Consider the following 25,371-nt stretch of genomic DNA (forward strand, 5'->3'; position numbering starts at 1 on the left):
GTTCAATGGGCGGATTTATGTCTATTCAGCTTGCAACCATGATGAAGGATTCTACTGCTTTAGCCGAAATTCCCCAATTCGAATTGAGCAGATGGCTTTATTGGGACCGGCTGAAAAGATATGTTTTCAACGATTTGGATGATGATGAAATCATTGAACGCTATGGATACCGCATAGACGTTTTGGAAATGATGAAAAAAGAGAAATATGTTCCAAAATTGGTGTTGTTATTGGATTTTTCTTCTAAAACCGATGTCAAATTACAATATTTGGATTTTTTTGAAAAGTTAAGTGAATTCCCATTTACAGGCCAGGAAAATAAAATAAAAATTGTCATTGAGGGGAAAAATATTGGTCATGGGCCTGTTGACAAGATTTATTGCCAAAATATCATTGATGGGATTTCAAATAAAAATTTCATGATATGGAATGAGGAGATTGAAGATTCAAAATTGTTCATTGAAAAGGTTCTTCTTAATGAGAAACATGATTCCTTAAATGAGAAGTATGAGGAGTTAAGCAGCAAATATTATTCTTTAAATAATAAATATGAGTCCTTAAATAAAGAGTATGATGATTTAAATAGCAGATATGCTTCTTTAAACAGTGCACATAATGATTTAACTAGCAGATACGAATCTTTAAATGAAAAATATGGTGAAATAAATAAGAGATATAATTTCTTATCATCCAGACTTCCGAGACTTATCAAAAGATTAAAATAACTATTGCCTGTATCGCTCATGGAATAATATTTCGTCTAATTGATAATTTTCCCATTCCCGCTTGTTCAATACAATCTCTAATTCTTGTGGAGTCAATAAAGGTTTTTTATACATTTGGGAGTCATCAATAGCAATTCTAGGACAAGCACTCACAACAAAGGCTTCCAACTCCAAATAGGGCAATAGTACATCGGGATTCACGTTATCTACAAGGATTATATATGCTTCCATTCCATGTTCTTCAAGAATTTTTTTGGTTTCCTTTGCAAGATTCATTCTGTATTGCCCTTCTTTAGAAGACACCAGTATTCCCCATTTTTTAGCGCTTCTTGCCTTTGTTATCCTTGCGAATCTAATTCTTAAGATTCTATCTGCATATTCATCCATCCTTCTAATTTCATTATTGTAAGGATCCAGGGCCAAAACGGGCGTATTTGAAAACAAGTTGATTCCTAAAGGATGAAAATTTCCGCTGCCTATAAATAAGAATATTTCAACATCCAGGTTTTTAATGGATGAAAAATTGCATCCTAAAACTTGCCCTTTTCTGGTTGATTTAGAAGAACCGAGAACCACTTCTTTACCGTTATCTTCCAGGTAGTCTTTTATTTCATTTAAAAGATGCAAATGTTGTGTTGTAGTTACCAATCCTATTCTAGAATAACTTTTAAGTTCTTCCAAACATTTCTTTAAGTCTTTTTTAACATCGATTTTTGAAAAGGCTTCAATGAAAATTGTGGGCACTTCGTACTTTAATGGAAGTGGGGTATGTCCATAATGAACAATCAAATCAACAGAACCTTTCATCTTATAGTCGCTAACATCACAGGCCCCAAAACAAGGATCTCCTGAAATAATCACGGTGGCTTCTGTTTCATTTTCTATAGCACGGGCAATTTTAACCGCCTGCATCTTCAATCCTTCTGGAAACTGAAGCCCTACGGTCTGTGCATTTTTGGAATTTATCTTACGGATTACCTTATCCAAATCCATATCATACAGTGACATTTTAATCTTCAATAGTTTTTTCAATTACAACTTTCCCGTCAATGACATCCAGTTTGATTATTGATAATACTTTCATGCCGGTTTCTTTTTCTACAAATTCCTTTCCGGTACCTTTTTCAATGACAGCTACTGTAGATTTGATTTCTAAGCCCAAATCCTTTAAAGTTTCAATTAATGCTATTAATGTTCCGCCGGTACTTACAACGTCATCAATGAGCAAAATTTTTTCGCCGGCATGCAAATCGTTTATATATAGGTTAGATGAGCCATATCCGGTTTTTTGATAAACTTCCTGTTCTCCTTCAAGGCCATATTGTCTTTTACGGATTACAACAAACGGTATATCTGTTGCAAGAGATAATGCAGTAGCCAGATGTATTCCCATAGCTTCAACAGCCACTATTTTATCAACATCTAAGTCAGCATGTTTATGAACTGCTAATGAGAGTTCACGTAGCATTTTAGGGTCCATTGCAGGAACACCATCACTGATAGGATTTACAAAGTAATTGTAATCACCTTTTTTCACAATTGGGGATGCTTCTAATGATTTTTTTACTTCTTCTAACATAGTCTCACACAAAAATTATAAAAACTTTAAACTTTAATTAAATATAAATATATACTTAAATAATTAAATAATTTTTCTTACATACTTATTAATCGAAGTGATTACAATGGCAATGCTCGGAAGTTTAGGAGAAAATCTTACTAATACGATGAAAAAATTAGTAGGAATGTCTGTTATTGATAAAAAGACAATAAAAGAAGTTGTAAAGGATATACAACGTGCTTTAATTCAATCTGACGTTAATATTAAATTAGTTTTAGATTTATCAAAAAAAATTGAAACCAGGGCTCTTGAAGAGGAACCTCCTAAGGGTATCACTCCAAGAGAACATGTTATAACAATTATCTATGAGGAAATGGTAAATCTTTTAGGTAGTGAAGCAGCAGGTTTGGACATTAATGAAAAACCTTATAAGATTTTATTTTTAGGTCTGCAGGGTAGTGGTAAAACAACCACTATCGGAAAGCTATGCAGATATTTGCAGAAAAAAGGTTTCAATCCAGCAGTTGTTTGTACAGACACATGGAGGCCTGCAGCGTATGAGCAATTGAGGCAACTCACAGAAGAAATGGATGTTCCACTGTATGGGGATCCTAACAATAAGGATGCTCTTGATTTGGCCGAAAAAGGTTTGCAGGAATTTAAAAATAGGAAAGTTATTATTTTCGATACCGCAGGTAGGCACAAGAATGAAGAAGATTTGATTGCCGAGATGGATGAGTTAGACAATATCATCAATCCGACTGAAGCTATTTTAGTAATTGATGGTACTATAGGCCAACAAGCCGGTGAGCAGGCAAGGGCATTTTCACAAGCAACCGACATAGGTTCAATCATTATTACAAAATTGGACGGTTCAGCTAAAGGTGGGGGTGCGATGTCCGCTGTTGCAGAGACTGGCGCTCCAATTAAATTCATCGGTACCGGTGAGAGAATCGATGACTTTGAACTGTTCGACCCTGAAAGGTTTATTTCAAGATTGCTCGGTATGGGAGATATAAAATCCCTTATAGAAAAGGCTGAAGAAAACATCGATGAGGACATTGCAGAAAAAACCATGAATAATATGCTGACTGGTAAATTCACATTAGTTGATATGAAAAACCAGTTTGAAATGATGAATAAGATGGGTCCGATGCAGCAGGTCCTAAACATGATTCCTGGCATGGGCAATAAGATTTCAAAAGAAGCCTCTAAGATGACAGAGGATAAAATTGAAACTTATAAAATCATGATGTCTTCAATGACCGAAGAGGAAATGCTAAACCCTAAAATCATTAAACAGTCACGCATTCAGAGGATTGCCAGAGGGTCAGGTGTTGAAGAAAGTGAAGTAAAAGAGCTTCTAAAATATTATAACAACACTAAAAAGACAATGAAAGGACTTGGAAAACGTGGTGGCCGTTTAGGCGGCGGTGCTATGAACCGTATGATGGGCCAATTCATGAACAGATAACATGTTTGAACTAGCAAAACAAATTTTGGATGAAACTGATGGAAAAATCTGCAAGCATTGTCTTGGCCGTAAGCTATCTAAAACAATTGACGGATCAAACAATATCGAACGTGCAGACAAGGTAGCGCAGGAGTTAAATACAGATTTGGATGATGTGGATTGCGTTATCTGCGATAACTTATTCGACAAACTCGATGATGACTTATATAAAAAAATCGACGATAAGATCAATCAGTTGGGAATTGAATTTGACACATTTTTGGTTGGCTCAAAAATCAGTAAGGATATCCAAAAAAGAGATGAGGAACTGTCTGAAAAGTTCAATTTAGGTGTTGAAACCATAAAAAAGGAAGTCAATCGCTTAATAGGTCTTGGAATTTGGGAAATTTATGATAAGGAAGCGGAGTTTGAAAGCCAGGACATAGTTTTCAGCATTGATTTAATCAATGATCCCAAAGTCAAAATACAAATCAATCCATTATATATTGAAGGAAAATACAATAAGCTGAAGCGCGGAATACCTCAAACCAAATGGCCTTGCACAAAATGCAAAGGCAGAGGCTGTGAAGAGTGTAACTTTACAGGAAAGCAATACCCCGAATCTGTTGAAGAGCTAATTTCCGAGCATTTTTTAAAAGCAACCAAAGGTAGGGAAGCTAAATTCCATGGTGCCGGCCGTGAAGATATTGACGTATTGATGTTAGGTTCTGGAAGACAATTTGTTTTAGAGATTAAAGAACCAAAAATCAGAAAACTTGATTTAAAGGATTTGGAAGATAAAATTAATAAAATTAATGAAGGTAAAACTTCCTATCATAATTTACAGGTTTGTGAGAGAAAGCGAAAAGCTATTATAAAACAGTCTTCACCTGATGCTTATAAGGTTTATAATGCATTGGTGGAATGTGAGGATGATTATGATAAGGATAAACTAAAAGATTTATTGAATTTAGGTGAAATTCACCAACAAACACCTTTAAGGGTTTTAAGACGACGTGCAGATATGATTCGTGTTAAAAACGTTTTGGATTTGTCCTATGAGATTATTGATGATAAAACATTTTCCATGACAATCAAAACTGAAGGTGGATTGTACATTAAGGAATTAATTTCCGGCGATGACGGCAGAAGCCATCCAAACGTTAGTGAAATTTTGGGGGTAAATGCTAAATGCGCCCAATTAGATGTAATTGAAGTGAGTGAGAAGTAGATAATATGGCTGATGAGTTTACACATTTAACAGATAGCGGTGTGCATATGGTTGAAGTAGGTGCAAAACCGGACCAAAAAAGAAGAGCAATTGCTAGTGGAAAAATATTTTTAGATAAAAATACCATAGATTTGATTCAAAATGAAGAAATCAAGAAAGGAAACGTTTTAACAACCGCTCAAATTGCAGGAATTCAAGCTGTTAAAAATACATCTTCAATTATTCCACTTTGCCATCCTTTGGCTTTAACTGGAATTGAACTTGATTTTGATGTTAAAGAGACAGAAATTATAGCTACTTGTGCGGTTAATACCTTGGGTAAAACTGGCGTTGAAATGGAAGCTATTACTGGTGTTAGTGTTGCTTTACTTACTGTATGGGATATGGTAAAGGCTGTTGAAAAAGATGAGAACGGACAATATCCAGATACAAGAATAAGCGATATTAAAGTAATTAAAAAAGAGAAAATTTAACATTTATATACTATGAGAAAAATAATTTATAATGATATTTTTAAATTAATTAAATTAATGGGAGATTATTATGGCAAAAAAGAATGATAAAATTTCTATGCCTCAGACAGGTGCAGGTTTAGTAAGATATTTTGATGAAGAAAGTTTAGGCCCAAAACTTTCCCCTGAACACATTGTTGTTGCTACTGTCATTTTAGCAATATTTTGTTTTGTTTTAAGATTTTCTGCTTAAAATTATTGTTTTTTTCAAAAACAATACTACTTTTTTTATTTATGGATATTATGTTAACTAAAAGAATTATTCCTTGCTTAGATTGTGATTTACAAGTTCCAGAAGGCAGAGTTGTAAAAGGTGTCGAATTTAAAGAGATTAAATATGCCGGCAATCCAGTCGATTTGGCAACTCGCTATTATGAAGAGGGAGCAGATGAAGTCGTTGTTTTAGACATCACTGCATCACATGAAAGAAGAGCAACCATGGCAGACGTAATTGACAGGCTAACAGAAAATGTTTTCATGCCGATTTGTGTTGGTGGAGGAATAAGAAAAGTTGATGATTATATTAAAATGCTTAAAGCCGGAGCGGATAAATGTTCAACAAATACTGCAGCCATTAAAAACCCGGAACTTTTGACAGAAGCTTCTAAAGTTGTGGGATCACAGGCAGTTGTAATTGGAATTGATGCAAAAAGAAGATATGTTTCACATCCTGATGATGCACCGGATAAAACAGTCATTGAAACTGATAAAGGATATTGCTGGTTTGATACAAGCATTTACGGTGGACGCGAGTTTACAGGTATTGATGCAATTCAATGGGCAGTCAAATGTCAGGATTTGGGTGCCGGTGAGATTCTTTTAACCAGTATGGATGGTGACGGAACCCAAGCAGGTTATGATATCGAGCTTAATAAGACCATTAATGATGCCGTTGACATTCCGGTAATAGCCAGTGGCGGTGTTGGAGAGCCAAAACATATTTTGGAAGTGTTTGAAAAGACTGATGTCTCAGCGGCTCTTGCAGCCAGTATTTTTCATTTTAACCAATATTCCATTCCCACCGTTAAAGAATATCTACAAAAAAATAATGTGGCTGTCCGTTTATGATTATTAATTCACCAATCAATCTAGAATTGACACAGTTGTCCGGTCAAACTTCACAACCCCCTTGGAAGCAGGTCGGGGATTGTTTTAGTGATGTTGTTTTAGTTGGAGGAAAACCGACTCTTTTTAATGTTAGACAATCTCAAGATTGCTTAGATTTTAGTTTCACTGGAGATATTACTGAAAAAGAGGCTATTTCCACGTTAAATTATATTTATGACATGGATTTTGATTTAAGTAAGTTTTATAAATATTTGTCAAACCGCGAAGAACTCAAGGACATGTCCGAATTTTGCAATGGCTTGAGGTTATTTTTAGCGGCAAACCCATTTGAATGTGTCATTTCTTCAATCTGTTCTGCAAACAATTCCATTAAAAGATGGACAAAATCAATCGCAGATATTAGGGAAAAATGGGGCGACAATCATTTTGATGCCTATTACACATTTCCTGATAAATCCGTAATTCAAGATTTATATGAAGATGATGAGGAAGAATCATTGTTTAGTGAAAATCCCTGCGGCAATAATTTGAAATCTTGCGGTGTTGGCTATAGGGCACCTTATATGAAAAAAGCTTGCGAAATTTTTACAGATGAAATAAACCTATCTGACATTCCAGAAATGGATTATGATGAAGCTTTTGAAACTATTTTAAAGGTTCCTGGTGTCGGACCGAAGGTGGCCGATTGCATATTGCTTTATGGATTTAATTTCAAAGAAGCTTTTCCAAGCGATGTTTGGATAAAACGCATTATTTCCTATTTGTATTTTGATGGAAAAGACATTAGTGTTTCTAAAGTTCGTGATTTCGGAATGGAAGAGTTTGGAGACTATGCGGGCTATGTTCAATTGTATATGTTCCATTATGCGCGCATGTCCGGATTGATGGATAAACTGAAAAAATAATATATTAAATAAAAAATAAACTATTTTTCATGAAAATCAGATACGCTACAATGATTGTCAATGATATGGAAGAGAGTGTTAAATTTTACACTGAAACTTTGGATTTCACTTTTGATGAAGAATTTGATGTGCCTGGTGGTAAAATCACCCTTTTGGATGGTGAGGGATTTGCAGGTTTGGAATTAATTCAAAGTGATGCGTTTGAAACTGGATTATACTCAGTTGGAATGGATGTTGAAGATATTAATGAAGAAATCCGGAAATTGAAAGAGAAGGGAGCTAATATAGCCTTAAATCCAGTTGAAACACAAGTTGGTTATATGGCCAGAGTGGTTGATCCTAATGGAATCAATATTGTATTGGTACAGCATACAAATAGATAATCATTTATGGCATCGAATTAATATATACAAATGATGGAAAAGAAAAATTTAATACTTCTGATTTGTACAGTATTGTCTTTTTTTGCTGTTTTTGCGGTTAATTCAGTCATGGTTGTCATTCCAACGATTGCTGCTGAGTTTCACATGAGCAATATTGTTCAAAATTGGGCAATTATCATCTTTTTATTGGTTGTAGCAGTCTTGTCCGTTCCTGCCGGCCAGATTTCCGGAAAATATGGTCTTAAAAAAGTTACAATCATAAGCGTTATATTATTTATTTTAATTTCTATTGCTAATGTGCTGGTCACATCTTCCGAGCAATTTCTGCTATGCCGGTTGATATTGGGTATTTCTCTAGCATTTTTTAATGTCACATCCATGGCAATGGTGGTATCAGCATTCGCGCCGGAAGAACGAGGCAAAGCATTAGGAATAACCATTACTGGGGTTTATATTGCACTGTCTCTAGCCCCGGTTCTTGGAGGTATTTTGAATTATCAGTTGGGATGGAGATCTGTGGTTCTATTTGGCGTCCCGTTTTTACTTGTCATACTGGCATTGCTTTTGACTAAAGTAGATGAGGAATGGATTACTTTTGAAGGCGTTCCGCTTGATGTGAAGGGTTCACTTTGCTATGGAATCGGAATGGTGTTGTTCATATATGGGTTTACAATACTGAATGAGACATTGGGAGTAATATTGACTGTTTTAGGTATTATATTTTTGATAATATTTGGATTTATAGAATTAAAAGAAACCCATCCTGTATTTGATGTTAGATTCTTTAAAAACCGTAAATTCCTATCAGCCAATTTCGCGTCATTATGTGCATATTTGGCCACTTTTGCTGTAACCACAATACTAAATTATCATTTGCAATATATCAAGGGGTTCGATTCACAAACAGCAGGGATAATTTTGCTTGCAGCACCAGTATGTCAAGTTGTGCTTGCTCCAATTGCTGGAAGGCTGTCTGATAAATATGTTCCACAGATTTTAGCAGCTATTGGAATGGGGCTTGGAACAGTTTCATTAATCTTATTCTCATTTTTAAATGAAGCGACATCCCTCGGATTTTTAATAATTGCTATGGTAATTTACGGTATTGGATTCGGATTGTTTTCACCGCCAAATACAAATGTCATAATGAGTTCAGTTCCGCCAAAAGACACATCCGTCGCGTCCGCGGCCGTAGCAACAATGCGGACTGTCGGTCAGGCGATGAGCTTGGGAATATTAACATTGGTATTTGCATTTGTGATGGGCAATGTGCCGATTGTCGAGCAGTATTATCCTCTTTTAATAAGCAGCTGCCAAATAACATGTATTATTTGTGTAGTGTTGTGTATAGCTTCTGTATTTGCTTCATTTGTCGGAATTAAATCTCAAAATGAAGTTTAGACATTTTTTTATAAAAAAAGAAATTGAAAGATAATGATTATCTTTCTTCAACGGTGACTTTATTCATTTTGTCACCAGGACGGATTGCATCTACAACATCCTGGCCTTCAATGACTTGACCAAATACGGTGTGTACTCCGTCTAAGTGTGGTTGTGGTGAGTGGGTAATAAAGAATTGGCTTCCACCAGTGTCTTTACCTGCATGTGCCATAGATAATGCACCAGTGCCGTGTTTGTGTGGGTTTCCTTCGGTTTCACATTTGATGGTGTAACCTGGTCCACCGGTTCCGTTTCCATAAGGGCATCCACCTTGAATTACAAAGTTTGGAATTACTCTGTGGAAAGTTAATCCGTCATAGAAACCTTCACCAGCCAACTTTTCAAAGTTAGCTACAGTTCCAGGTGCTTCATTTGGGAACAATTCAAGTACAATGTCCCCTTTATCAGTTTCGATAGTTGCGACTTTCATTTTATCACCTAATTATTTTATTGTTTAATTTATTATTAAAGGTATTTAATATATTTTTAGTAGTTTATATTGAATTTGATTGTAAAAATAAATATTGAAAAAGGAATTTTATTTTAGAAATTTTTAAAAACACCTCATTCATGTCAATTTTTAAATAATATGGTTTATGTATATTAAATCAAGGAGGTTAATCATGGCTAAGAAAAATCTGATTATTGCATTGATTCTTTCGTTCATATGGTCCGGATTAGGATTGATATATGCTGAAGATATCAAAAAAGGTATTATTTTAGCTGTTTTGGCTGTAATAGGTTATATATTAATGTATACTGTAAGCCAAATCTTTGGATTGGTTGTTTTCATTGTTTGGATTTATTCAATGTATGCAACTTACAAACAAGTCAAGGCAGTAAATGGTGAATAGAATTCACAATCCGTATTTTATTTAATTTTTTTCTTTTTTTTATTTATTCATGGTTAACTATTTTTTAATACTTAATAACTCGTAGAAGTATTTATTATATATGAAATCCAATATATTTTATGATTAAATAGTTTGTGGAGGTTTTTATATGAAAACTCAAGAATTGATTAAGATTGAAGATGATTACTTTATTAACACTTTTACAAGACAACCAATCGTTTTAGATCACGGTGAAGGTGTAAAAGTTACAGATATTGATAGAAATGAATATTTAGACATGTTTGCTGGAATAGCTGTAAATGCATTAGGCCACAATCACCCAAAACTTGTAAAGGCTATTCAAGAACAAGCAGAAAAGCTTATTCACATTTCAAGCATCTATTACAACGAACCAGCCTTAATTTATGCTAAAAAATTAGTTGACTTGACAGACTTTGACAGAATATTTTATGCAAACAGCGGTGCTGAAGCTAATGAAGGGGCCATTAAATTGGCCGTTAAATATACTGGAAAAAGTGAAGTGATTTCCACTGTCGATTCATTCCACGGAAGAACCATCATGACTCTTGCCGCAACAGGTCATGAGGAGTATCATGAACCATTTAAAGCAGTAATGCCAGAAGGTTTCATTAATGTTGAATATAACAATATTGACGCAATTAAGGAAGCAATAACAGAAAATACTGCTGCCATTATTGTAGAACCTATTCAGGGTGAAGGTGGAGTGAATGTTCCGGATATGGATTATCTCAAACAAATTGAGGAGCTCTGTCATGAAAATGATATAGTGTTCATTGTTGATGAGGTTCAAACAGGATTTGGAAGATGCGGAACACTCTTTGCCTATGAACAGTTTGGCGTAAAGCCGGACATCATGACAATGGCTAAGGGAATTGGTGGAGGAGTTCCAATGGGCGGAATTCTTGCAACAGAAAAGGTAGCCGGTGCATTTGTACCAGGTGATCATGGAACCACTTTCGGCGGCGGACCTTTAGTCTGTGCTGCAGCAAATGCTGTTTTGGATGCATTTGAAGAAGAAAAAATCCTGGATAATGTTAAGGAGGTCGGTGAATACTTCATCTCAGAATTGAAAAAACTGGATAAGGAAATCATCGCTGATGTAAGAGGTAAAGGTTTAATGGTCGGTTTGGAATTAACCAAACCTGGAGCGGAATATGTGGACAAATTAAGAGAAGCAGGATTTTTAATAAACTGCACTTCTGGAAACGTCTTAAGATTTGTTCCTCCATTAATAATTACTAAAGAGGACATTGATGTATTTGTTAAAGCTTTAAATGAAATTTTATAGTTTTTAATTTAAAATTTGGCGGTTTAATCATGGCAAGGAAAGTGGAATACCTATGTCATACATGTGGATTCAGTTATACTTCAGTAGACCAAATATTTTGGATTGATGAAAATGAGCAAGTCATAGTTAAACCTTTAGTGATGTCCGCATCATCTGAAAGTTCTAATGCTCCGGTTAAGGGATTTTTTACCAATTATTATTGTTATGAATGTAAAAAGTTCATTAACAAATTCATTATTTATAAAAAATCTTCTGATTTGGATGATGAAAAGATCATCCACATACTGGAACAATACAACGAGAATTCAAAAATTATCCAATTTGATGATGTATTTCAAAAATGCTTAAAATGCGGTGCAGAACTACCTTCAAAAGCAGATTATTCCTTTGCATTAGATGTTGATGGTGAATTCCATATTGGTGAAGATGACTATGACTTTTCTAAAGGCAAAGACTTCAAATTCGCGGGAATTTATCATGGATATTACTGTTCAAACTGCAAAAAACAAATTAATAAGTTTGTTATTACAGAAAATAATGCAAATCTGAACGATTCACAAATAAAAGAGATTCTTGAAGATCACACAAATGATTTAACCATATTTATCCGCAGTGATTATGATATATGTCCCGATTGCGGTGAAGAGATATATTATCTAGACCAGAATTCAACATGTCCAAATTGCAGAAGAGACCGATTGCACATTTCAGACCATATTGTGGTCGATTAAAGCTCTCCTTTTCTTTTTTTTAATACTTTTTTTAGTGATGTCGAAAGCTCTAAACTTTTTATCCTTTCTAAACTGGCCCACATCCAGTCGGTATGTTCATCGCTTATTTTCACTTCTCCGGTGATGTCAGTAAGATACATCATTATTTGCACGGTTCTTTTGTGCATGTAATCATTTTGAATAGCTTCACAGAAGTCACCTACTTTAACATTCAAGTTAGTTTCTTCTTTGATTTCACGAACAAGGGCATCAGTGAAAAATTCACCTTTTTCCACTTTTCCGCCCGGCAGTTCCCACATTTCAGGGTCAGTTCTTGATTTTGGGTGTCTTTTAACTATTAAAATTTCATCATTTTCGTTTTTGATAATGCCTCTTACTGTAAGGCCATATGGCATATCCATTCTATCACCTATTACTATATTATTTTTTAATAGTAATTAATTTCAACGGAAAATCATTTTCCTTAATAAGTTATAAATATTATAAAATTAATATGTAAAAACATAATGTAACTTTTTTTAGGAGTTTTAATCATGGATTTGAATATTAAAGTAAACGATAAAAACCACTTGGATATTGGTGGTGCAGATGCAATTGATATTGCAGAAGAATTCGGAACTCCAACCTATGTAATTGATGAAAATAGGATTAGAGATAATTATAATAGATTTTATTCAGCTTTTACTAAATATTATTCTGATTTTAAAGTATTCTATGCATGTAAAGCTAATACCAATCTTGCTGTAATGAAAATTTTAGAAAGTGAAGGATGTTGTATTGATGCAGTTTCTCCAGGAGAAGTCCATATTTCCAAAATGCTTGGATTTTCAGGAGACAGAATATTGTTTACAGGCAATAACATTACCAATGATGAATTGAAATTTGTGCATGATGAAGGGGCTGTTTTAAACATAGATTCAGTTTCAGCCTTAAAAAGATTGGCAAAAATAGTTGATCCTGAAGGATTAAAAATTTCATTTAGGGTAAACCCTATGGTTGGTGCAGGACACCACGACCACTGTATTACTGGTGGAGTAATGAGTAAATTCGGTATAATGGATTCAGAAGCCAGTGATGTTTATGCATTAGCTAAAGAATTAGGATTCAATCCAATTGGTATGCACTCCCACATAGGATCTGGAATTTTAGACCCAGAACCATTCAAATTAGCTATTGAATCAACAATGGACATTGCAGGTAAAGTTCATGAAGAAGTAGGCATTGACTTTGAATTTGTTGATTTTGGTGGAGGTGTGGGAATTCCATACACTCCAGAAGAAAACATTGTTGATTTGGATAAATTTGCTGAAGTCAACATTGGATTATTTAAAGAAAAATTAGAGCAATATGACATGGGTTCACCTACAATGTATTTGGAGCCTGGAAGATACCTGGTTGGTGATGCAAGTGTACTTCTTGTAACCGTAAACAGCGTAAAACAAAGCTATAGAAAATTCATTGGTGTAGATGCAGGTTTCCACACCCTTCTCAGACCTGCAATGTATGATTCATATCACCACATTGTTGATGCAAGCAAAATGGATGCTCAAAACACTCAGGAAGTTGACATTGCAGGTAACGTATGTGAATCCGGAGACTTGTTTGCACGTGACAGGCCAATGCCTGATGTGGAAGAGGGAGATGTCTTAGGAATATTAAATGCTGGAGCATATGGATTTACTATGTCTTCAAATTACAATTCAAGGCCATTAGCTTCAGAAGTATTGGTAACTGATGGTAAATGTTCATTAGTACGTGAAAGAGAAAGCTTTGAAGACTTATATGCAAAACAAAGCATACCACCACATTTGGAATAAGTTGATTATTATGGTTGATTTAAAAGGATTAAAATTTTCAAAAATGCATGGAATAGGCAATGACTTTCCTATAATTGATGAAAGTAAAGGGGAAGTTATTCCTGAAGCGGATAAACCTGAAGCATGCAGAATATTGTGCCACAGGAATTTTGGCGTAGGTGGAGATGGAGTATTATTTGTCGAACCTTCTGATGTAGCTGATATTGGGTATAGAATGTTTAACCCTGATGGAAGCGAAGCTGAAATGTGTGGAAATGGTATCAGATGCTTTGGAGATTTCGTTTACAGAAAAGGTATTTTAAAACAGGAAAAAATGACTGTTGAAACCAGAGCTGGAATCAAAACAATTGAAATTACCTTGGAAAATGATGAGCCAGTGTTGTTTAAAGTGGATATGGGTTTATCTACATTCAAAACACCTGAAATTCCAATGACTTCTGATAAAGATGAATTCCTCGACGGCGAACTTAATGTTTTGGATACTACATTCAATGTAACCGCAATCAGCGTCGGAAACCCTCATGCGATTATATTTGTCGCCAATGTTGATGAAGTTGACATTAACAAATATGGTCCTGCTATTGAAGCCCATGAAGTATTTCCCGAAAAAATCAATGTACATTTTGTAGAAGTTATTTCTAAAAATGAAGGAAAAATGATTACTTGGGAGCGTGGTGCTGGCGTAACTCTTGCATGCGGAACCGGAGCTACTTCCACTGCAATTTCAGGTTTCAAACTAGGTTTGTTTGATAGTGATGTTTTGCTTCACTTGCCTGGTGGAGACTTAAAATTCAATGTTTATGAAAAAGAAGATAAGTTAGGAGCCTTCATGGAAGGTCCTGCAACTCTCGTTTTTGATGGAGAATTATAATTCTCCCTTATTTATTTATTCATTCTGTATAATCCTGCTATAATATCAAGTACAGCAAGTATGATTATCAATATTATCCAAATATTAAATTCGTTTCTTAGTAGAGCAAATATTGCTGCCAGTATTATAAGGGCAACTCCAATAAGTATTGATGTTTTCCATTGTTCCATAGTATCACCTAATCATATTTTATAAGCATTAATTAATGTTATGTCTTCAAAAAAGAAGTGTTCACTATCAGCTATTTCTGCAATAAAACCCAACTCATCTAACTTTTGCAAAGTTTCTTCATTGCCTGAAAGTGAAGACTGTATCATCTGCACAATTCCACCATCATTTAAATGATTTTTCACTTCATTTAAAAAAAGATCAATAACTTTCCTTCCATTTAATCCACCATCAAACGCATAATTTATTGTGTCTTCTAAAACTTCCCCATCTTCAGTTGGCAGATATGGAGTATTAAATAAAATTACATCAAACTTTCTATTTTCCACGGGTTCAAATAAATTTCCAAACAATATTTCAATATTTTCGATGCCGTTTTCCTTGAAATTTTTCTCTGCAAGCTGGCATGCATCAAAATTTATATCAGTCACTGTAATCTTATCCGTTAATTTTGAAGCATACATTGCAACAATTCCGGATCCGGTTCCAATCTCTAAAACACTTTGATTTTCTTCAATCAATAAATTATCTGCAAGTAAATAGCTATCTTCAGCCGGAATGTAAACGTTATCATCTGTATTTATTATAAAATCAGGCATAGTATCTACTCATTAAAAATAGGATTTAATTCTCTTGATAATTCTAATATTTCCTCGGGAGTTAATGTAACCACCCTTTCAGATAAATATTCATTAATCTCTTCTGATTCAATCTCATTCAATCTCTGTTTTAAAACTTTTTTATCAATATTGCTTATAATATGTCTTGAATCAATCAAAGCATTTCTAATTTTTTTATTTCTATGTTGGAAAAGTGCTTTTGTAAAATTTGAATAGATTTTAAAGTCGTTATCCGAAATTTTATTTTCTTTCGGCGTTAATTTAACAACAGTGGAGTCAATTTTCGGTTTTGGTATAAAGCTTTCAGCGCTAACATCGGTTAATTTTTCTACATTGCATTTGAAGTATAGCATTGCTGAAAGCCGGGAATAATTCTTGCTTCCGACTTCACCATTCATTCTATCGGCAAATTCCTTTTGATACATTAGAATTGCCAGGTCAAAATCATAGTCTAAAAATTTAAAGGTGATTGGTGATGAGATTTGATAAGGTAGATTTGAAATGATTTTATTGAATTTTGGAAAATCAACACTTAATGCATCATCATTAATTAGTTCTACATTATCGATTTTTTCGTCTTTAAGTCGTTTGGCTAATATCTTATAGATATTTTCATCTTGCTCAATGGCTATTACTTTTTTAGATTTTTTAGCAAGTTCAATTGTCAGTGTACCTATTCCAGCCCCTATCTCCAAAACAGTATCCTTTTTATCAATGTTTCCAAATCGAACAATTTGGTCTCGTTTATTCTTATCAATTAAATAATTCTGACCAAGATTTTTGTTTAATGTAATCCCATGTTGCTTTAAAATACTTTTGGTTGTTTTAGATAAGGATTGGGAGGTATCACTAGTCAATTTATCACTTTATCTTGGTTTTCTTTGTTGTCTCCTTTGAGATCTAGGAGGTTGTGTAAAAAGATTGTATTTGTTTTTGCCTCTTTTAGGATTAGTAGTATCTAATTCTAGCTGTACTCTTTTTACAATCATTCCTGCAGGATCTGCAAGTGTTGGAAGTCTTTTTGAAATATCTTCAAAGCTTTCAAAAGGTTTTTCTTCCCTTGCTTCAATAATTTCCCACATGTATTTTTTACCAATTCCCGGAATTAACTCTAATTTATGAAGTCTTGTACTTAATGCTTCAGCAGTATTAAAGAATTCAACAAATTTGTCTTCTTGCTGTTCAACAATATCTCGAATTGCATATTCTAATTCAATTCTACTAGTTGCTGTTAAGTTTTCATAATCTAATCTGCCAAGAACCCTATATATCTTATCTCTCTTTCCTTTTCCGATATATACAGTATCTTGAATCTCTAAATCCACTCCATTTTTAGGAGCTAATTCTAGTAAAGTGAATTGTTCTGTACCAATAGCTTGAGCAATAGCTTTTCCACCAAATTTGGACATGTCTGATTTAACATATCCACGACTTAAATAGTCAAGTACAACAGCATATTCTTCCTTTTTTACTGTTGGAGCTTTATCTTTTTTGTTTTTAGTATCCATTTTATCACTTCACTATTGTTTTTTTTCTTTTGTCTAATTGACTAAAGATAACCTTACTGTTAAACTTTATTTTTCAAATGTAATAAACATATCTAAAAATAGCTAATAATTTTAAAAAATTTGTAAAATAAATAAAAAAAAGAGAATAGTTTTAGAACTATTCGAGAATATCGTATGGTTCTAAAATTTCTAAAATTTGTTCCATTTCTTCTTTGCTTGGTTGGTAAGGTTCTTTAGCAAATATTAATCTTAAATCTGCTAAATCCTGTGGAACTAAATCTACAATATGAACCAGCACTCTAGCCCTTAAGTTAGGGAATGCTTCTTGGAGTTTTTCCATGATTTCTTCAGTATCTTCCACAGAGTATTTTTTAAATCTTGAAAGATGGTTTAAAGTTAGATTTTGTTCATAGTTTAATTCATGTTCTTCAGAAAACTCATCAAGAATTTGTTTTACTTTTGCACTTGGTATTGGTTCGTTTTCAATTATTTCTTTTCCGATCATAAAAATCAGTTTTGTAATTTTAAGTGGTCTGGTCTAACAATCAATTCTTTAGGTTTGTTTCCATCTTTTAAAGATACGATGTAAGCTTTTCCTTTTTGACCAGTAATTTTACCAGTTTTTCCATGGAATCTAGGAGCTGGTTGTCCTTTTTGAATACTTGGGTTAATGGTAATGTGAACTAAGTCTCCTTCTTCAAATTTTTGGAGTCTGTTTGTAATTGGATTAGTTCTACCTGGCCTTTGTACTTTAGTCATTTTTTTTCTTGATCTACTTTTTAATCCTCTTGATCTTTGCATTTAAATAACCTCTTAATCAGTTCTGCACTGGGTATATAATTAATCTATGTTATCAGCTACCTAGTATTAAAAAGCCCATAAATACTAGTAACATAGAATGTGAAAATAATAAATTATCATCAGTGATATGATAATATTATAATTTTAGTTTGATGGTATTAATATACTTTTAGTTTTTAGGTGATTTTTAAAAATTTTAGTATATATTTTAAAATTATGGTTTAGGGTTGTGGTGTAAAAAATAAGGTGGATAAAGATAACTAAAATTTAGTTATCTTCAAATCTTCTTCTGTCAATTAATTCTTGACGTTTACCTGGGTTCCATCCGCCGGAAGCGGATTTTGCACGTCCTACTTGTTGCACGTAACCGGTAATTCTGTCATACCATTCTACATCTTCACTTTCACCGCAAGTAGGGCAAGTGTTGTTTAAACCTTTCATCAAGGTTTTACATTTAAGACAGAAACTTAAAGCAGAACTGTAAGCCCAGAATCCGATATCGGATTTTTTAGCAATTTTGTTAGTTAAACTCATTAATGAATCTGGGTCTGAGTAAGATTCTCCCATGAATGCATGGAAGATGTGTCCACCAGGAGTTAAACTGTGATATTGTTCTTCAATTTTGATTTTTTCAATTAAGGATGCACCTGTATCTACTGGCACATGTGAAGAGTTGGTGTAGTAGTTTGCATTTCCTTCACCTTGCACAATAGCTTGATCGCCAAATTGTTTTTTATCAAGTGTTGCAAATCTGTATGCAGTAGATTCTGCAGGAGTTTGTAAAACACTCCATCTGAGTCCAGTTTCATTTTTCAATTCGTCAGCTCTTTGGTTAACATATTCGAGACATTTTACACCGAATTTGTTAGCATCAGAATTTTCAATTCCTTCACCGAATAGGGATAATAACATTTCGTTAAGTCCGACGAAACCGAAGGATAAAGTTGAATTTTGGATTCTGTAGTATGATTCTTCAGCTACTTTTTGTTTTAAGAATGGTAAAATGTGGAAATCATTTAAACATTTTAATCCTTGTTCTCTTCTAAGCATTAAAGTTTCAACAGCTAAATCCATGTATTCGTCCAAGTATTCAAATACTTGGTTTTCATCTTTGGATTGGTATCCGATTCTTGGGAAGTTTAAGGTTACGTAAGCTAAGTTACCTGTTCTTAAACAGTCTTGATCCCAGTCACCAGTCCAGGTATCTTGTAAACAAGTTCTGCAACCCATATAGTTTGCCATTTTTCCTCTGTATTTAGGGAACATGTTTACAAAGTAAGATGAACCATATTTTGCAGATAATTCGTGAACTAAGCGGATATCATCTTCATATTCGCTGGTCATAGTTTCTTTACGTAATGTGTAAATAGTATTTGGGAATAAGTGAGGTTTACCTTCATTGTCTCCTTCGAGTAATGTTTCGGTAAATGCTCTTTGGATTAATCTAGTTTCTTCTTCAAAATCAGCGTAGGTTCCAACCACTTTACCTTTTGGTCCGTATGCGGTTTCATCTTTCAAGAAGTCTGGAACACCAAATTCCAATGCCATACTTGTAAATGGAACTTGTGAGCCTCTTGCAGCGTATGCCATGTTCAAGTTATAGACAAGCATTTGAACGGATTGCTTGATTTCATCGTAAGTTCTTCCTCTTGCAAATGGTGCTACAAATACGTTCCAGAGGGACATGCCTTGTCCACCGGACATGTTTTGTTGTGCTGCAAGCATAATTTCACCAGTGTGGTTCATTAAGGTTTCCATGTGGTTTGGCGCACCTGCAATTGAGGTGTGGTCACCGGTACCGTCTACCTTAAGGCCATATTTGATGAAAGTTCTTATATCATGTTGCATACAGTTTAAAGGTCTGCCTGCGAAGAATTCTAAATCGTGAATGTGAATGTCACCGGCCATGTGTGCATCTGCCAAGTGTGCCGGAAGCATTTTTAAAAGTGCATATTGTTTTAAAGCTTCGTCTGCTACATGTTTGTGAATACTTTCAGGGTTGTGAATCATGTTTGCGTTATCCCTGTTTCCATTTTCAATTAATGAGGTGATGTTGTATACAGGAATACCTAAACGAGTATAACGGCTTCTTAAATCTTCTAAACCATATTCAATTAATTTTGTGTTAACCATTTCCCTGATCATTGGAGCGGTTAAATATTCGACATTTAATTTTTTGAGTTCTTTCCAAGTCTCAGTAGCAATTTCAAAAGCAGTTTCTTGGCTAGCACCGGTTTCTTCAATTAATGTGTTAGCAATTTTGGATAAGTCGAATGATTCGATAGTGTCTCTTGAAGTACGTACTTTTAATTGAGTGCTTGCTAAATATTTGTTTGCAATTTCACTATCGATGTCTTCTAAACATTCATAAACTATTTTTTTGATTTCTTTTGTTGTAATTCCATCGTATAATTGGGATACAACAGTTGCCACAATCTTATCAGATTCAAAGAATGGTGTTTCAACCATTACTAAAGACTTTACTAATTTTTCATAACTGAACCTTTCTTTGATCCCGTTATTTTTCTCTACGTTTATTTTAACGGATTCATTTAAGTTATTTCCGATTTCTGAACTTCTTTCCATTATTATTCACCTTAATTATATAGTCAATTATAATATTGAACTTAATTGTATAAATATTGTTCGTTTAAACACGAACATATTTCTAATTAATAATATTGTATTTTTTAGTATATATATTGTTCGTCTTGTAACGAACAATATTTCTTTACTCTGAAACTATTATGTATTCCATATTAAAAATTAAAAGTCCGAGAGCAAAAGAAAAGTATTATGTTCTTCAGAAGAAAATATCCAAAGAACTTTGTTTTGATTTGTCACTCTCGAAAAGCGAGTTAATACCAAATTCCTGTATCTCTAGGCGCTGTTTCAGGTAATGTGAAACAGGATATCTGCTAACCAAATCCCTTGAAATTTCCAGATATTTTGTAACGGAACCTTTTGAAACTGAAAGGATTAAGTTACCTCCACATCTGCATTTTCCGGTAAGAGGCATTCTCCTGTATTTCGCACCGCATTTTGTGCATCTTACCTTTTGCTTGGAAAATGCACGGGAATTGCCCATAATGTCCGGCAGGAAGTGAGATGACAGGACTTTCTCCACAACCCCTCTTTGGTCAACCGCCCTTATTGTCTCGGCAAGACTAATTTGGGCTTCTACCTTTTCTCTCATTGAAGGCAATCTTTTGTAAAGACATACTGTCGGTCCGGCATGAATGCTTGAGGTATGGTGTGAAAACATCAGTCCTTCATATTGCTCAGGTGTTCCCAAATGCATTTCTACATTGTCAATATATTCTAAAACCTCAGCAGGCTTCAGAGGACTATATGTTTTTTCATAGAATTCAACAGGGAATCTTTCAAATATGTCCAGGTTATGGGATTCGTCGTCAATTTCTTCAGGATCGATTCTTGAAGATAAAACTAAAGGAGCATCCATACTTCCTCCCCTGGTGTTTGGCAAGTATGTCTTTGAAAAGTTAATTAGGGCATCTAAAAGCAACATTATTGCATCTTCGTCACTGTCACAGTTTCTACGTTTTGCAGAATGGAAATAAGGATGCGCATAACAACCTAATGCCTTTGTAAATCCAACTATTCTGCCTAAAACTCCAGCAGATGTGTGGGGTGCAAGCCCCGCAACTAGATGTCCGATCAGATCACTTTTATCATCAACGTTATAGAATGCATCCATTCCGTAATATCTTGTAAGTTCATCATCAATGAATTGTGCAGTTCTAAGCAGATATTCTCCACAATTGTCGGATATTACAATATCCTGAACTTTTAACTCAATGATTTGATCTTCATTTTCAATAGGATTGCCGTAACAATCTTTTTCATAACCCATTTCCAGCAATTTTTCAACACTAACTCCAATTTCCTTTGGAATAAAATGGGTCAACGGCAAATCAGTTGAATCGTGACGAATTGTACCATCTTTAAATGTGAACACTTCATTTTTAGCTCTTAAAATTCCTTTTTCAAGAGGTTCAGGTAGTTTTGCTTCGGATATCATTCCGACTACTCCTTTTACCTCGTCAACTCTTCTTACCTTAACATTATCTGATGCCTTTTTGAGCATGCTTGCAAGAGGAATGTTTTTTGTGCTTGGTGTGCCCATTTCAGTTGGATGGCCACATTTCGGACAGATTGAATTGAAAGAGCTGATTCCGCATTCGGGATTGGTACATTTTCTTCTTGATAAATCGACTTTAATTTTTCCTTTTTTAGCTGCGGTGGCTACTAACCTTCTAGCGCCTCCATAATTACCAATAGGGAACAATCCATGAGGTGCCGGTCTCATTAACCTCTCTTTAGACTTTTCAGGCCTACCGACACGAGTACCGATATATGCCGGAGCCTTGTCTTTAATTTCAACTGGTGACACTTCATTCAACGCTTCAAGGGTTGTATTCTTTTGAGGCAATTTTTTAGGCAGTGTAACAAGCAGGGAATATGAGTGGTCTTTGTCTATTATGATTTTTCCATCGCGCACAGTATGTGGAACGCCGATAACTTCCAATATTCTTTTTGGATAAGACAAATCTAACTTTAATTCCTCATTAGGTTTATAGCCTGATTTGGATTTATTCAATAAATCAATCAATGAATTCAAATCATCGATGGTTACATCGTTATAGCAGTAAGTGTATTTTGGATGAAGTGGAATGTCGTAATCCTTAGATAGTTTAAATGCTTCAATAGATGGGATGTAATCATGTTCGAGTCTGTTCAAATCCAGGTCATTATTGCTTTCATCAAAGTTTTCGCTTCTTGTCAATAATTGAATCCACCATTCTTCACACCATCCTGAAGGGTATAAAGGCTGGTTGTTTCTTAAAAACTCTCCAAAAGCAACGAGCATATCTCCCAAGAATAAAATCTCAACTACATCTTTTTTAAGTTCACGGGCCTGTTTGATGCTATCGATTATTACAACGTCGCCATTTTTAAGTTTCACTGTTGGCCCTTCGATGGAATCCACCGGAACAACACAGTTACCCTTTCCGGGATATTCAATCTTAAGCTGTGTTCCGACAGCCAAAAAATCAAGCAGTGCCATGGTTGCTGGGTGAACTCCCATTGTAGCAAGACCGGTATTTCTGCTTCTTCCATATCTTAATCTGAAACCTCCCTTTTCAGAAGGATAACCTAAAATTGGTCTTCCGCCAATGATATCCTGGATATATTTTGGTTCACTAACGATGTCTGCATCAGCACTGTCATCACTTCCGGAATCATCTTTAGGTTTTGAATATTCAGTAAGCCATTCCCAATCAAGATTCAATTTCTTTGAAATTTTATGAATTTTTTTAGATTTCTGGATAACTCCCTCTACCATCGCAAGGAGCGCTCCTCCACGAATATTATTTGTTTCAACACGCTCTAAATCCCTGTGTGATACTTCAACTTGATCAGTCTGTTCTCCTGTGACTTCAACAGGAATGTGGTTTGCAGCGAATCTCACTTCTTCTGGTGTTGGTGAGTATTGTAGATTTGTAACTTCTGATTCGTAAAGTTCAACTTCTTCCACATATCTTTCTATTTCATCATCAATCGGTTTGAAAGCATCAATATTGATAGCTTGTCTGATTTTATCTCCTAAAAGGACCGCAAGTGCTGCAGCAGTACCTCCCGCACTTCTGATAGGTCCTGCAAAGTAAACTCCAATATATTTTGTTCCATCGAAGTTTTCTTTAATTTTCACTTGTGAAATACCTTCCAGAGGGGCGGCTACTACTCCTTCTGTTAGGATAGCCAGTGCTGTCCTTAGACCTTGGTCACATCTCTGTTCTTGGTCGTAATTTGCCTTTTCGCCGGTAAGTTCAAATTTTCCGGAAGCGATTTCGGCAGCAATTTCAAAAGCAACTTCTTCTCTTGTTATGTCTTGTTCTAATTCTTTTATACGGTTTGCCACACCTTCGGGACCAACAAGCCCCTCTACTCTTTCAGCTAAATCCTTTGCAAGAGGCACTTCAGTTTTTGTTTCAACATCCAAACCTTTTGACCTAGCTTCATTAGCTATTTCGTATAGGTGATGGGTTTCAGCTTCTAATCTGTCAAAATAATCCATTTTATCGCCACAAATTATAAAAATTAATTCAGTAATTATCTATTGATTTTCATAATATTAATATTATTTGCAAGTGTGAAATTATGCATTGAAATCACTATTGAAAAATCATTTTAAAAAATATTAAATATATTGTAAAAGAAAAAGTTATTTTTAGTATACTGTTGTCGAACTTTTTTATTATTGCTATTTTGGTGATATAAATGTCTGATAAAAAACCTATTAATGCCATGTATGGTACTAAAATGAGTTTAAATCTTGATAAAATTAAAAAATCTAAAGAAGTAGTAGAAGAGCCTATTGATGAGGCTCCTGTTGTTGAAGAACCTGTTGTTGAAGAAGTTTCAGTGGAAGAAGAAGATGTTGCTCCTGTTGAGGAAGTGGTTGAGGAAGCAGAAGAGGAAATTGCCCCTCAAAATGAGGATGTTCCTGTTGAAGAGGAAGATGTTGTTCCTGCTGAGGAAGTGGTTGAGGAAGAAGAAGCTCCTGCTGAAGAGGTAATTGAAGAACCTGAAATTGAAGAACCAGTTCAAAAGGAAGAACCTGCTGAGAAAACTTCAAAAAAATCTAATGATGACAGTCTTGTTAATAAATTGAAAAAAGAAATTTCTGAAAAATCAGAAAAATTGTCTAATCAATCCAGCGAACTTAACTATTTGACCAATAAAGTAATTCCTAAGCTTAAAAAAGAAAATTCAGAGCTTAAAAGTGTAAAAATTGAATTAACCAATGCTTTAGAAAAAACTACTAGAAAATACTTTGATCAATTGGATATTAGTGAAGATTTAAGTGATAAAATTGGAAAAATCGGTGCTGAAAGTGCTGTCAATAAAGTAAGGGCAGACAAATTAGAATCTGAAATTGACACTATTAAAGAATCTTTTGAAGCTAAAATCAATGATTTGAAAAAAGAGTTAGAGTCATTTGACACTTCTGAAGCTGATCATTTAAAAGAAATGAATCAGAAATTACGTGATGATCTTAAAGAAGTAAACGATAAATTAAATAAATACCAAGATGAAAACAAAAAACTTAATGATGAAGTCATTGATTTGAGAAATGATTTAATAGAAATTGGCGATTATAAGGATGAAGTCGATAAGAAGAACAATCATACAATCGCTAAGCTCAAAGAAGAAAATTCCTCTCTTACATCTCAATTGAAAATCAAAGAAAGTAGTTATGATAAGCTATCCAATGATTCAAATAAAACTATTTCTGATTTGAAAAAACAGATAGCTAAACTAGAGGAAGCTTTAGAAAAAGAATCCAACAAAGGATTGTTTAACAGATTTAAATAGATGATTTTTTCAT

Annotated in this window: 27 protein-coding genes; 15 read left to right on the top strand and 12 right to left on the bottom strand. The window is 34.4% G+C overall.

The window, feature by feature from the left end; all coding sequences use genetic code 11:
• The first annotated feature begins 17 nt into the window (after positions 1-17).
• A complete protein-coding gene (locus IJI93_RS03505) occupies positions 18-725 on the top strand; it encodes a hypothetical protein (protein WP_292820023.1) in 708 nt (235 codons plus the stop codon).
• On the opposite strand, the gene dph2 is transcribed toward IJI93_RS03505, so the two are convergent.
• The gene (gene dph2, locus IJI93_RS03510) at positions 726-1,733 is read right to left on the bottom strand and encodes a diphthamide biosynthesis enzyme Dph2 (RefSeq protein ID WP_292820024.1); all 1,008 of its coding nucleotides are present in this window, start codon (positions 1,731-1,733) and stop codon (positions 726-728) included.
• A 1-nt stretch (position 1,734) separates the two neighbouring features.
• On the bottom strand, positions 1,735-2,304 hold the full coding sequence (gene hpt / locus IJI93_RS03515) for a hypoxanthine/guanine phosphoribosyltransferase (protein WP_292820025.1): 570 nt from the start codon (positions 2,302-2,304) through the stop codon (positions 1,735-1,737).
• Positions 2,305-2,410: 106 nt separating this feature from the next.
• On the opposite strand from hpt, the gene IJI93_RS03520 reads away from it, so the two are divergent.
• The 8 genes from IJI93_RS03520 (at position 2,411) to IJI93_RS03555 (ending at position 9,239) form a co-directional block, all read left to right on the top strand.
• A complete protein-coding gene (locus IJI93_RS03520; RefSeq protein ID WP_292820027.1) occupies positions 2,411-3,760 on the top strand; it encodes a signal recognition particle protein Srp54 in 1,350 nt (449 codons plus the stop codon).
• Position 3,761: 1 nt separating this feature from the next.
• Entirely contained in the window at positions 3,762-4,970 is a 1,209-nt protein-coding gene (locus IJI93_RS03525; protein WP_292820029.1) for a tRNA pseudouridine(54/55) synthase Pus10, read from the top strand.
• 5 nt (positions 4,971-4,975) lie between these two features.
• Positions 4,976-5,443 carry a cyclic pyranopterin monophosphate synthase MoaC gene (gene moaC / locus IJI93_RS03530; protein WP_292820031.1) on the top strand — a complete coding sequence of 156 codons (468 nt, stop codon included), beginning with the start codon at positions 4,976-4,978 and terminating at the stop codon, positions 5,441-5,443.
• 70 nt (positions 5,444-5,513) lie between these two features.
• Positions 5,514-5,675, top strand: a complete 162-nt coding sequence (locus IJI93_RS03535; RefSeq protein WP_292820033.1) for a preprotein translocase subunit Sec61beta — start codon at positions 5,514-5,516, stop codon at positions 5,673-5,675.
• Positions 5,676-5,725: 50 nt separating this feature from the next.
• Positions 5,726-6,550 (top strand): imidazole glycerol phosphate synthase subunit HisF, encoded by an 825-nt coding sequence (gene hisF / locus IJI93_RS03540; RefSeq protein ID WP_292820080.1) that lies wholly within the window; start codon positions 5,726-5,728, stop codon positions 6,548-6,550.
• Complete coding sequence (locus IJI93_RS03545) at positions 6,547-7,455, top strand: DNA glycosylase (protein ID WP_292820035.1); 909 nt, start codon at positions 6,547-6,549, stop codon at positions 7,453-7,455. Before hisF ends, IJI93_RS03545 begins: the two co-directional genes overlap by 4 nt.
• A 29-nt stretch (positions 7,456-7,484) precedes the next feature.
• Entirely contained in the window at positions 7,485-7,838 is a 354-nt protein-coding gene (locus tag IJI93_RS03550) for a VOC family protein (RefSeq protein WP_292820036.1), read from the top strand.
• A gap of 30 nt (positions 7,839-7,868) precedes the next feature.
• Entirely contained in the window at positions 7,869-9,239 is a 1,371-nt protein-coding gene (locus tag IJI93_RS03555) for an MFS transporter (protein WP_292820038.1), read from the top strand.
• Between the two features lie 37 nt (positions 9,240-9,276).
• Here the strand turns inward: IJI93_RS03555 and IJI93_RS03560 are convergent, their stop codons facing one another.
• Positions 9,277-9,708 carry a peptidylprolyl isomerase gene (locus tag IJI93_RS03560; protein ID WP_292820040.1) on the bottom strand — a complete coding sequence of 144 codons (432 nt, stop codon included), beginning with the start codon at positions 9,706-9,708 and terminating at the stop codon, positions 9,277-9,279.
• A gap of 193 nt (positions 9,709-9,901) precedes the next feature.
• Between IJI93_RS03560 and IJI93_RS03565 the strand changes: the two genes are divergently transcribed.
• From IJI93_RS03565 to IJI93_RS03575, 3 genes are all read left to right on the top strand, one after another.
• On the top strand, positions 9,902-10,132 hold the full coding sequence (locus IJI93_RS03565) for a hypothetical protein (RefSeq protein WP_292820042.1): 231 nt from the start codon (positions 9,902-9,904) through the stop codon (positions 10,130-10,132).
• A gap of 148 nt (positions 10,133-10,280) precedes the next feature.
• Complete coding sequence (locus IJI93_RS03570) at positions 10,281-11,441, top strand: acetylornithine transaminase (RefSeq protein WP_292820044.1); 1,161 nt, start codon at positions 10,281-10,283, stop codon at positions 11,439-11,441.
• Positions 11,442-11,470: 29 nt separating this feature from the next.
• Entirely contained in the window at positions 11,471-12,172 is a 702-nt protein-coding gene (locus tag IJI93_RS03575) for a hypothetical protein (protein WP_292820046.1), read from the top strand.
• Here the strand turns inward: IJI93_RS03575 and IJI93_RS03580 are convergent.
• Positions 12,169-12,573, bottom strand: coding sequence for an NUDIX domain-containing protein (locus IJI93_RS03580; RefSeq protein ID WP_292820048.1), 405 nt, complete (start codon positions 12,571-12,573; stop codon positions 12,169-12,171). The genes IJI93_RS03575 and IJI93_RS03580 overlap by 4 nt on opposite strands.
• Positions 12,574-12,705: 132 nt before the next feature.
• On the opposite strand from IJI93_RS03580, the gene lysA reads away from it, so the two are divergent.
• Positions 12,706-13,989, top strand: coding sequence for a diaminopimelate decarboxylase (gene lysA / locus IJI93_RS03585; protein WP_292820050.1), 1,284 nt, complete (start codon positions 12,706-12,708; stop codon positions 13,987-13,989).
• Between the two features lie 10 nt (positions 13,990-13,999).
• The gene (dapF, locus tag IJI93_RS03590) at positions 14,000-14,860 is read left to right on the top strand and encodes a diaminopimelate epimerase (RefSeq protein ID WP_292820052.1); all 861 of its coding nucleotides are present in this window, start codon (positions 14,000-14,002) and stop codon (positions 14,858-14,860) included.
• A gap of 11 nt (positions 14,861-14,871) precedes the next feature.
• Here the strand turns inward: dapF and IJI93_RS03595 are convergent, their stop codons facing one another.
• The 8 genes from IJI93_RS03595 to polC form a co-directional block, all read right to left on the bottom strand.
• Positions 14,872-15,030, bottom strand: coding sequence for a hypothetical protein (locus tag IJI93_RS03595; RefSeq protein ID WP_292820053.1), 159 nt, complete (start codon positions 15,028-15,030; stop codon positions 14,872-14,874).
• Positions 15,031-15,042: 12 nt separating this feature from the next.
• The gene (locus IJI93_RS03600; RefSeq protein ID WP_292820055.1) at positions 15,043-15,627 is read right to left on the bottom strand and encodes a HemK2/MTQ2 family protein methyltransferase; all 585 of its coding nucleotides are present in this window, start codon (positions 15,625-15,627) and stop codon (positions 15,043-15,045) included.
• 5 nt (positions 15,628-15,632) lie between these two features.
• Positions 15,633-16,505: a 16S rRNA (adenine(1518)-N(6)/adenine(1519)-N(6))-dimethyltransferase RsmA gene (gene rsmA, locus IJI93_RS03605; RefSeq protein WP_292820057.1), complete on the bottom strand. Its 873-nt coding sequence runs from the start codon at positions 16,503-16,505 to the stop codon at positions 15,633-15,635.
• A 9-nt stretch (positions 16,506-16,514) separates the two neighbouring features.
• Positions 16,515-17,156, bottom strand: a complete 642-nt coding sequence (locus IJI93_RS03610) for a DUF655 domain-containing protein (protein ID WP_292820059.1) — start codon at positions 17,154-17,156, stop codon at positions 16,515-16,517.
• Positions 17,157-17,313: 157 nt separating this feature from the next.
• Entirely contained in the window at positions 17,314-17,661 is a 348-nt protein-coding gene (locus tag IJI93_RS03615) for an RNA polymerase Rpb4 family protein (RefSeq protein ID WP_292820061.1), read from the bottom strand.
• A 5-nt stretch (positions 17,662-17,666) separates the two neighbouring features.
• Complete coding sequence (locus IJI93_RS03620) at positions 17,667-17,957, bottom strand: 50S ribosomal protein L21e (RefSeq protein ID WP_292820062.1); 291 nt, start codon at positions 17,955-17,957, stop codon at positions 17,667-17,669.
• Positions 17,958-18,224: 267 nt separating this feature from the next.
• Positions 18,225-20,543: an anaerobic ribonucleoside-triphosphate reductase gene (gene nrdD, locus IJI93_RS03625; RefSeq protein WP_292820063.1), complete on the bottom strand. Its 2,319-nt coding sequence runs from the start codon at positions 20,541-20,543 to the stop codon at positions 18,225-18,227.
• A 217-nt stretch (positions 20,544-20,760) separates the two neighbouring features.
• Positions 20,761-24,057, bottom strand: coding sequence for a DNA polymerase II large subunit (polC, locus tag IJI93_RS03630; RefSeq protein WP_292820064.1), 3,297 nt, complete (start codon positions 24,055-24,057; stop codon positions 20,761-20,763).
• Positions 24,058-24,260: 203 nt separating this feature from the next.
• On the opposite strand from polC, the gene IJI93_RS03635 reads away from it, so the two are divergent.
• Positions 24,261-25,358, top strand: a complete 1,098-nt coding sequence (locus IJI93_RS03635) for a hypothetical protein (protein ID WP_292820065.1) — start codon at positions 24,261-24,263, stop codon at positions 25,356-25,358.
• The last annotated feature ends 13 nt before the right edge of the window (positions 25,359-25,371 follow it).

Source organism: Methanobrevibacter sp., from assembly GCF_017431965.1.
Taxonomy (GTDB): domain Archaea; phylum Methanobacteriota; class Methanobacteria; order Methanobacteriales; family Methanobacteriaceae; genus Methanocatella.

Excerpts from the sequence above, each read along its gene's own strand:
- IJI93_RS03505 (WP_292820023.1), top strand. The coding sequence starts at position 18 with ATGTCTATTCAGCTTGCAACCATGATGAAGGATTCTACTGCTTTAGCC.
- dph2 (WP_292820024.1), bottom strand. The coding sequence starts at position 1,733 with ATGTCACTGTATGATATGGATTTGGATAAGGTAATCCGTAAGATAAAT.
- hpt (WP_292820025.1), bottom strand. The coding sequence starts at position 2,304 with ATGTTAGAAGAAGTAAAAAAATCATTAGAAGCATCCCCAATTGTGAAA.
- IJI93_RS03520 (WP_292820027.1), top strand. The coding sequence starts at position 2,411 with ATGGCAATGCTCGGAAGTTTAGGAGAAAATCTTACTAATACGATGAAA.
- IJI93_RS03525 (WP_292820029.1), top strand. The coding sequence starts at position 3,762 with ATGTTTGAACTAGCAAAACAAATTTTGGATGAAACTGATGGAAAAATC.
- moaC (WP_292820031.1), top strand. The coding sequence starts at position 4,976 with ATGGCTGATGAGTTTACACATTTAACAGATAGCGGTGTGCATATGGTT.
- IJI93_RS03535 (WP_292820033.1), top strand. The coding sequence starts at position 5,514 with ATGGCAAAAAAGAATGATAAAATTTCTATGCCTCAGACAGGTGCAGGT.
- hisF (WP_292820080.1), top strand. The coding sequence starts at position 5,726 with ATGTTAACTAAAAGAATTATTCCTTGCTTAGATTGTGATTTACAAGTT.
- IJI93_RS03545 (WP_292820035.1), top strand. The coding sequence starts at position 6,547 with ATGATTATTAATTCACCAATCAATCTAGAATTGACACAGTTGTCCGGT.
- IJI93_RS03550 (WP_292820036.1), top strand. The coding sequence starts at position 7,485 with ATGAAAATCAGATACGCTACAATGATTGTCAATGATATGGAAGAGAGT.
- IJI93_RS03555 (WP_292820038.1), top strand. The coding sequence starts at position 7,869 with ATGATGGAAAAGAAAAATTTAATACTTCTGATTTGTACAGTATTGTCT.
- IJI93_RS03560 (WP_292820040.1), bottom strand. The coding sequence starts at position 9,708 with ATGAAAGTCGCAACTATCGAAACTGATAAAGGGGACATTGTACTTGAA.
- IJI93_RS03565 (WP_292820042.1), top strand. The coding sequence starts at position 9,902 with ATGGCTAAGAAAAATCTGATTATTGCATTGATTCTTTCGTTCATATGG.
- IJI93_RS03570 (WP_292820044.1), top strand. The coding sequence starts at position 10,281 with ATGAAAACTCAAGAATTGATTAAGATTGAAGATGATTACTTTATTAAC.
- IJI93_RS03575 (WP_292820046.1), top strand. The coding sequence starts at position 11,471 with ATGGCAAGGAAAGTGGAATACCTATGTCATACATGTGGATTCAGTTAT.
- IJI93_RS03580 (WP_292820048.1), bottom strand. The coding sequence starts at position 12,573 with ATGGATATGCCATATGGCCTTACAGTAAGAGGCATTATCAAAAACGAA.
- lysA (WP_292820050.1), top strand. The coding sequence starts at position 12,706 with ATGGATTTGAATATTAAAGTAAACGATAAAAACCACTTGGATATTGGT.
- dapF (WP_292820052.1), top strand. The coding sequence starts at position 14,000 with ATGGTTGATTTAAAAGGATTAAAATTTTCAAAAATGCATGGAATAGGC.
- IJI93_RS03595 (WP_292820053.1), bottom strand. The coding sequence starts at position 15,030 with ATGGAACAATGGAAAACATCAATACTTATTGGAGTTGCCCTTATAATA.
- IJI93_RS03600 (WP_292820055.1), bottom strand. The coding sequence starts at position 15,627 with ATGCCTGATTTTATAATAAATACAGATGATAACGTTTACATTCCGGCT.
- IJI93_RS03610 (WP_292820059.1), bottom strand. The coding sequence starts at position 17,156 with ATGGATACTAAAAACAAAAAAGATAAAGCTCCAACAGTAAAAAAGGAA.
- IJI93_RS03615 (WP_292820061.1), bottom strand. The coding sequence starts at position 17,661 with ATGATCGGAAAAGAAATAATTGAAAACGAACCAATACCAAGTGCAAAA.
- IJI93_RS03620 (WP_292820062.1), bottom strand. The coding sequence starts at position 17,957 with ATGCAAAGATCAAGAGGATTAAAAAGTAGATCAAGAAAAAAAATGACT.
- nrdD (WP_292820063.1), bottom strand. The coding sequence starts at position 20,543 with ATGGAAAGAAGTTCAGAAATCGGAAATAACTTAAATGAATCCGTTAAA.
- polC (WP_292820064.1), bottom strand. The coding sequence starts at position 24,057 with ATGGATTATTTTGACAGATTAGAAGCTGAAACCCATCACCTATACGAA.
- IJI93_RS03635 (WP_292820065.1), top strand. The coding sequence starts at position 24,261 with ATGTCTGATAAAAAACCTATTAATGCCATGTATGGTACTAAAATGAGT.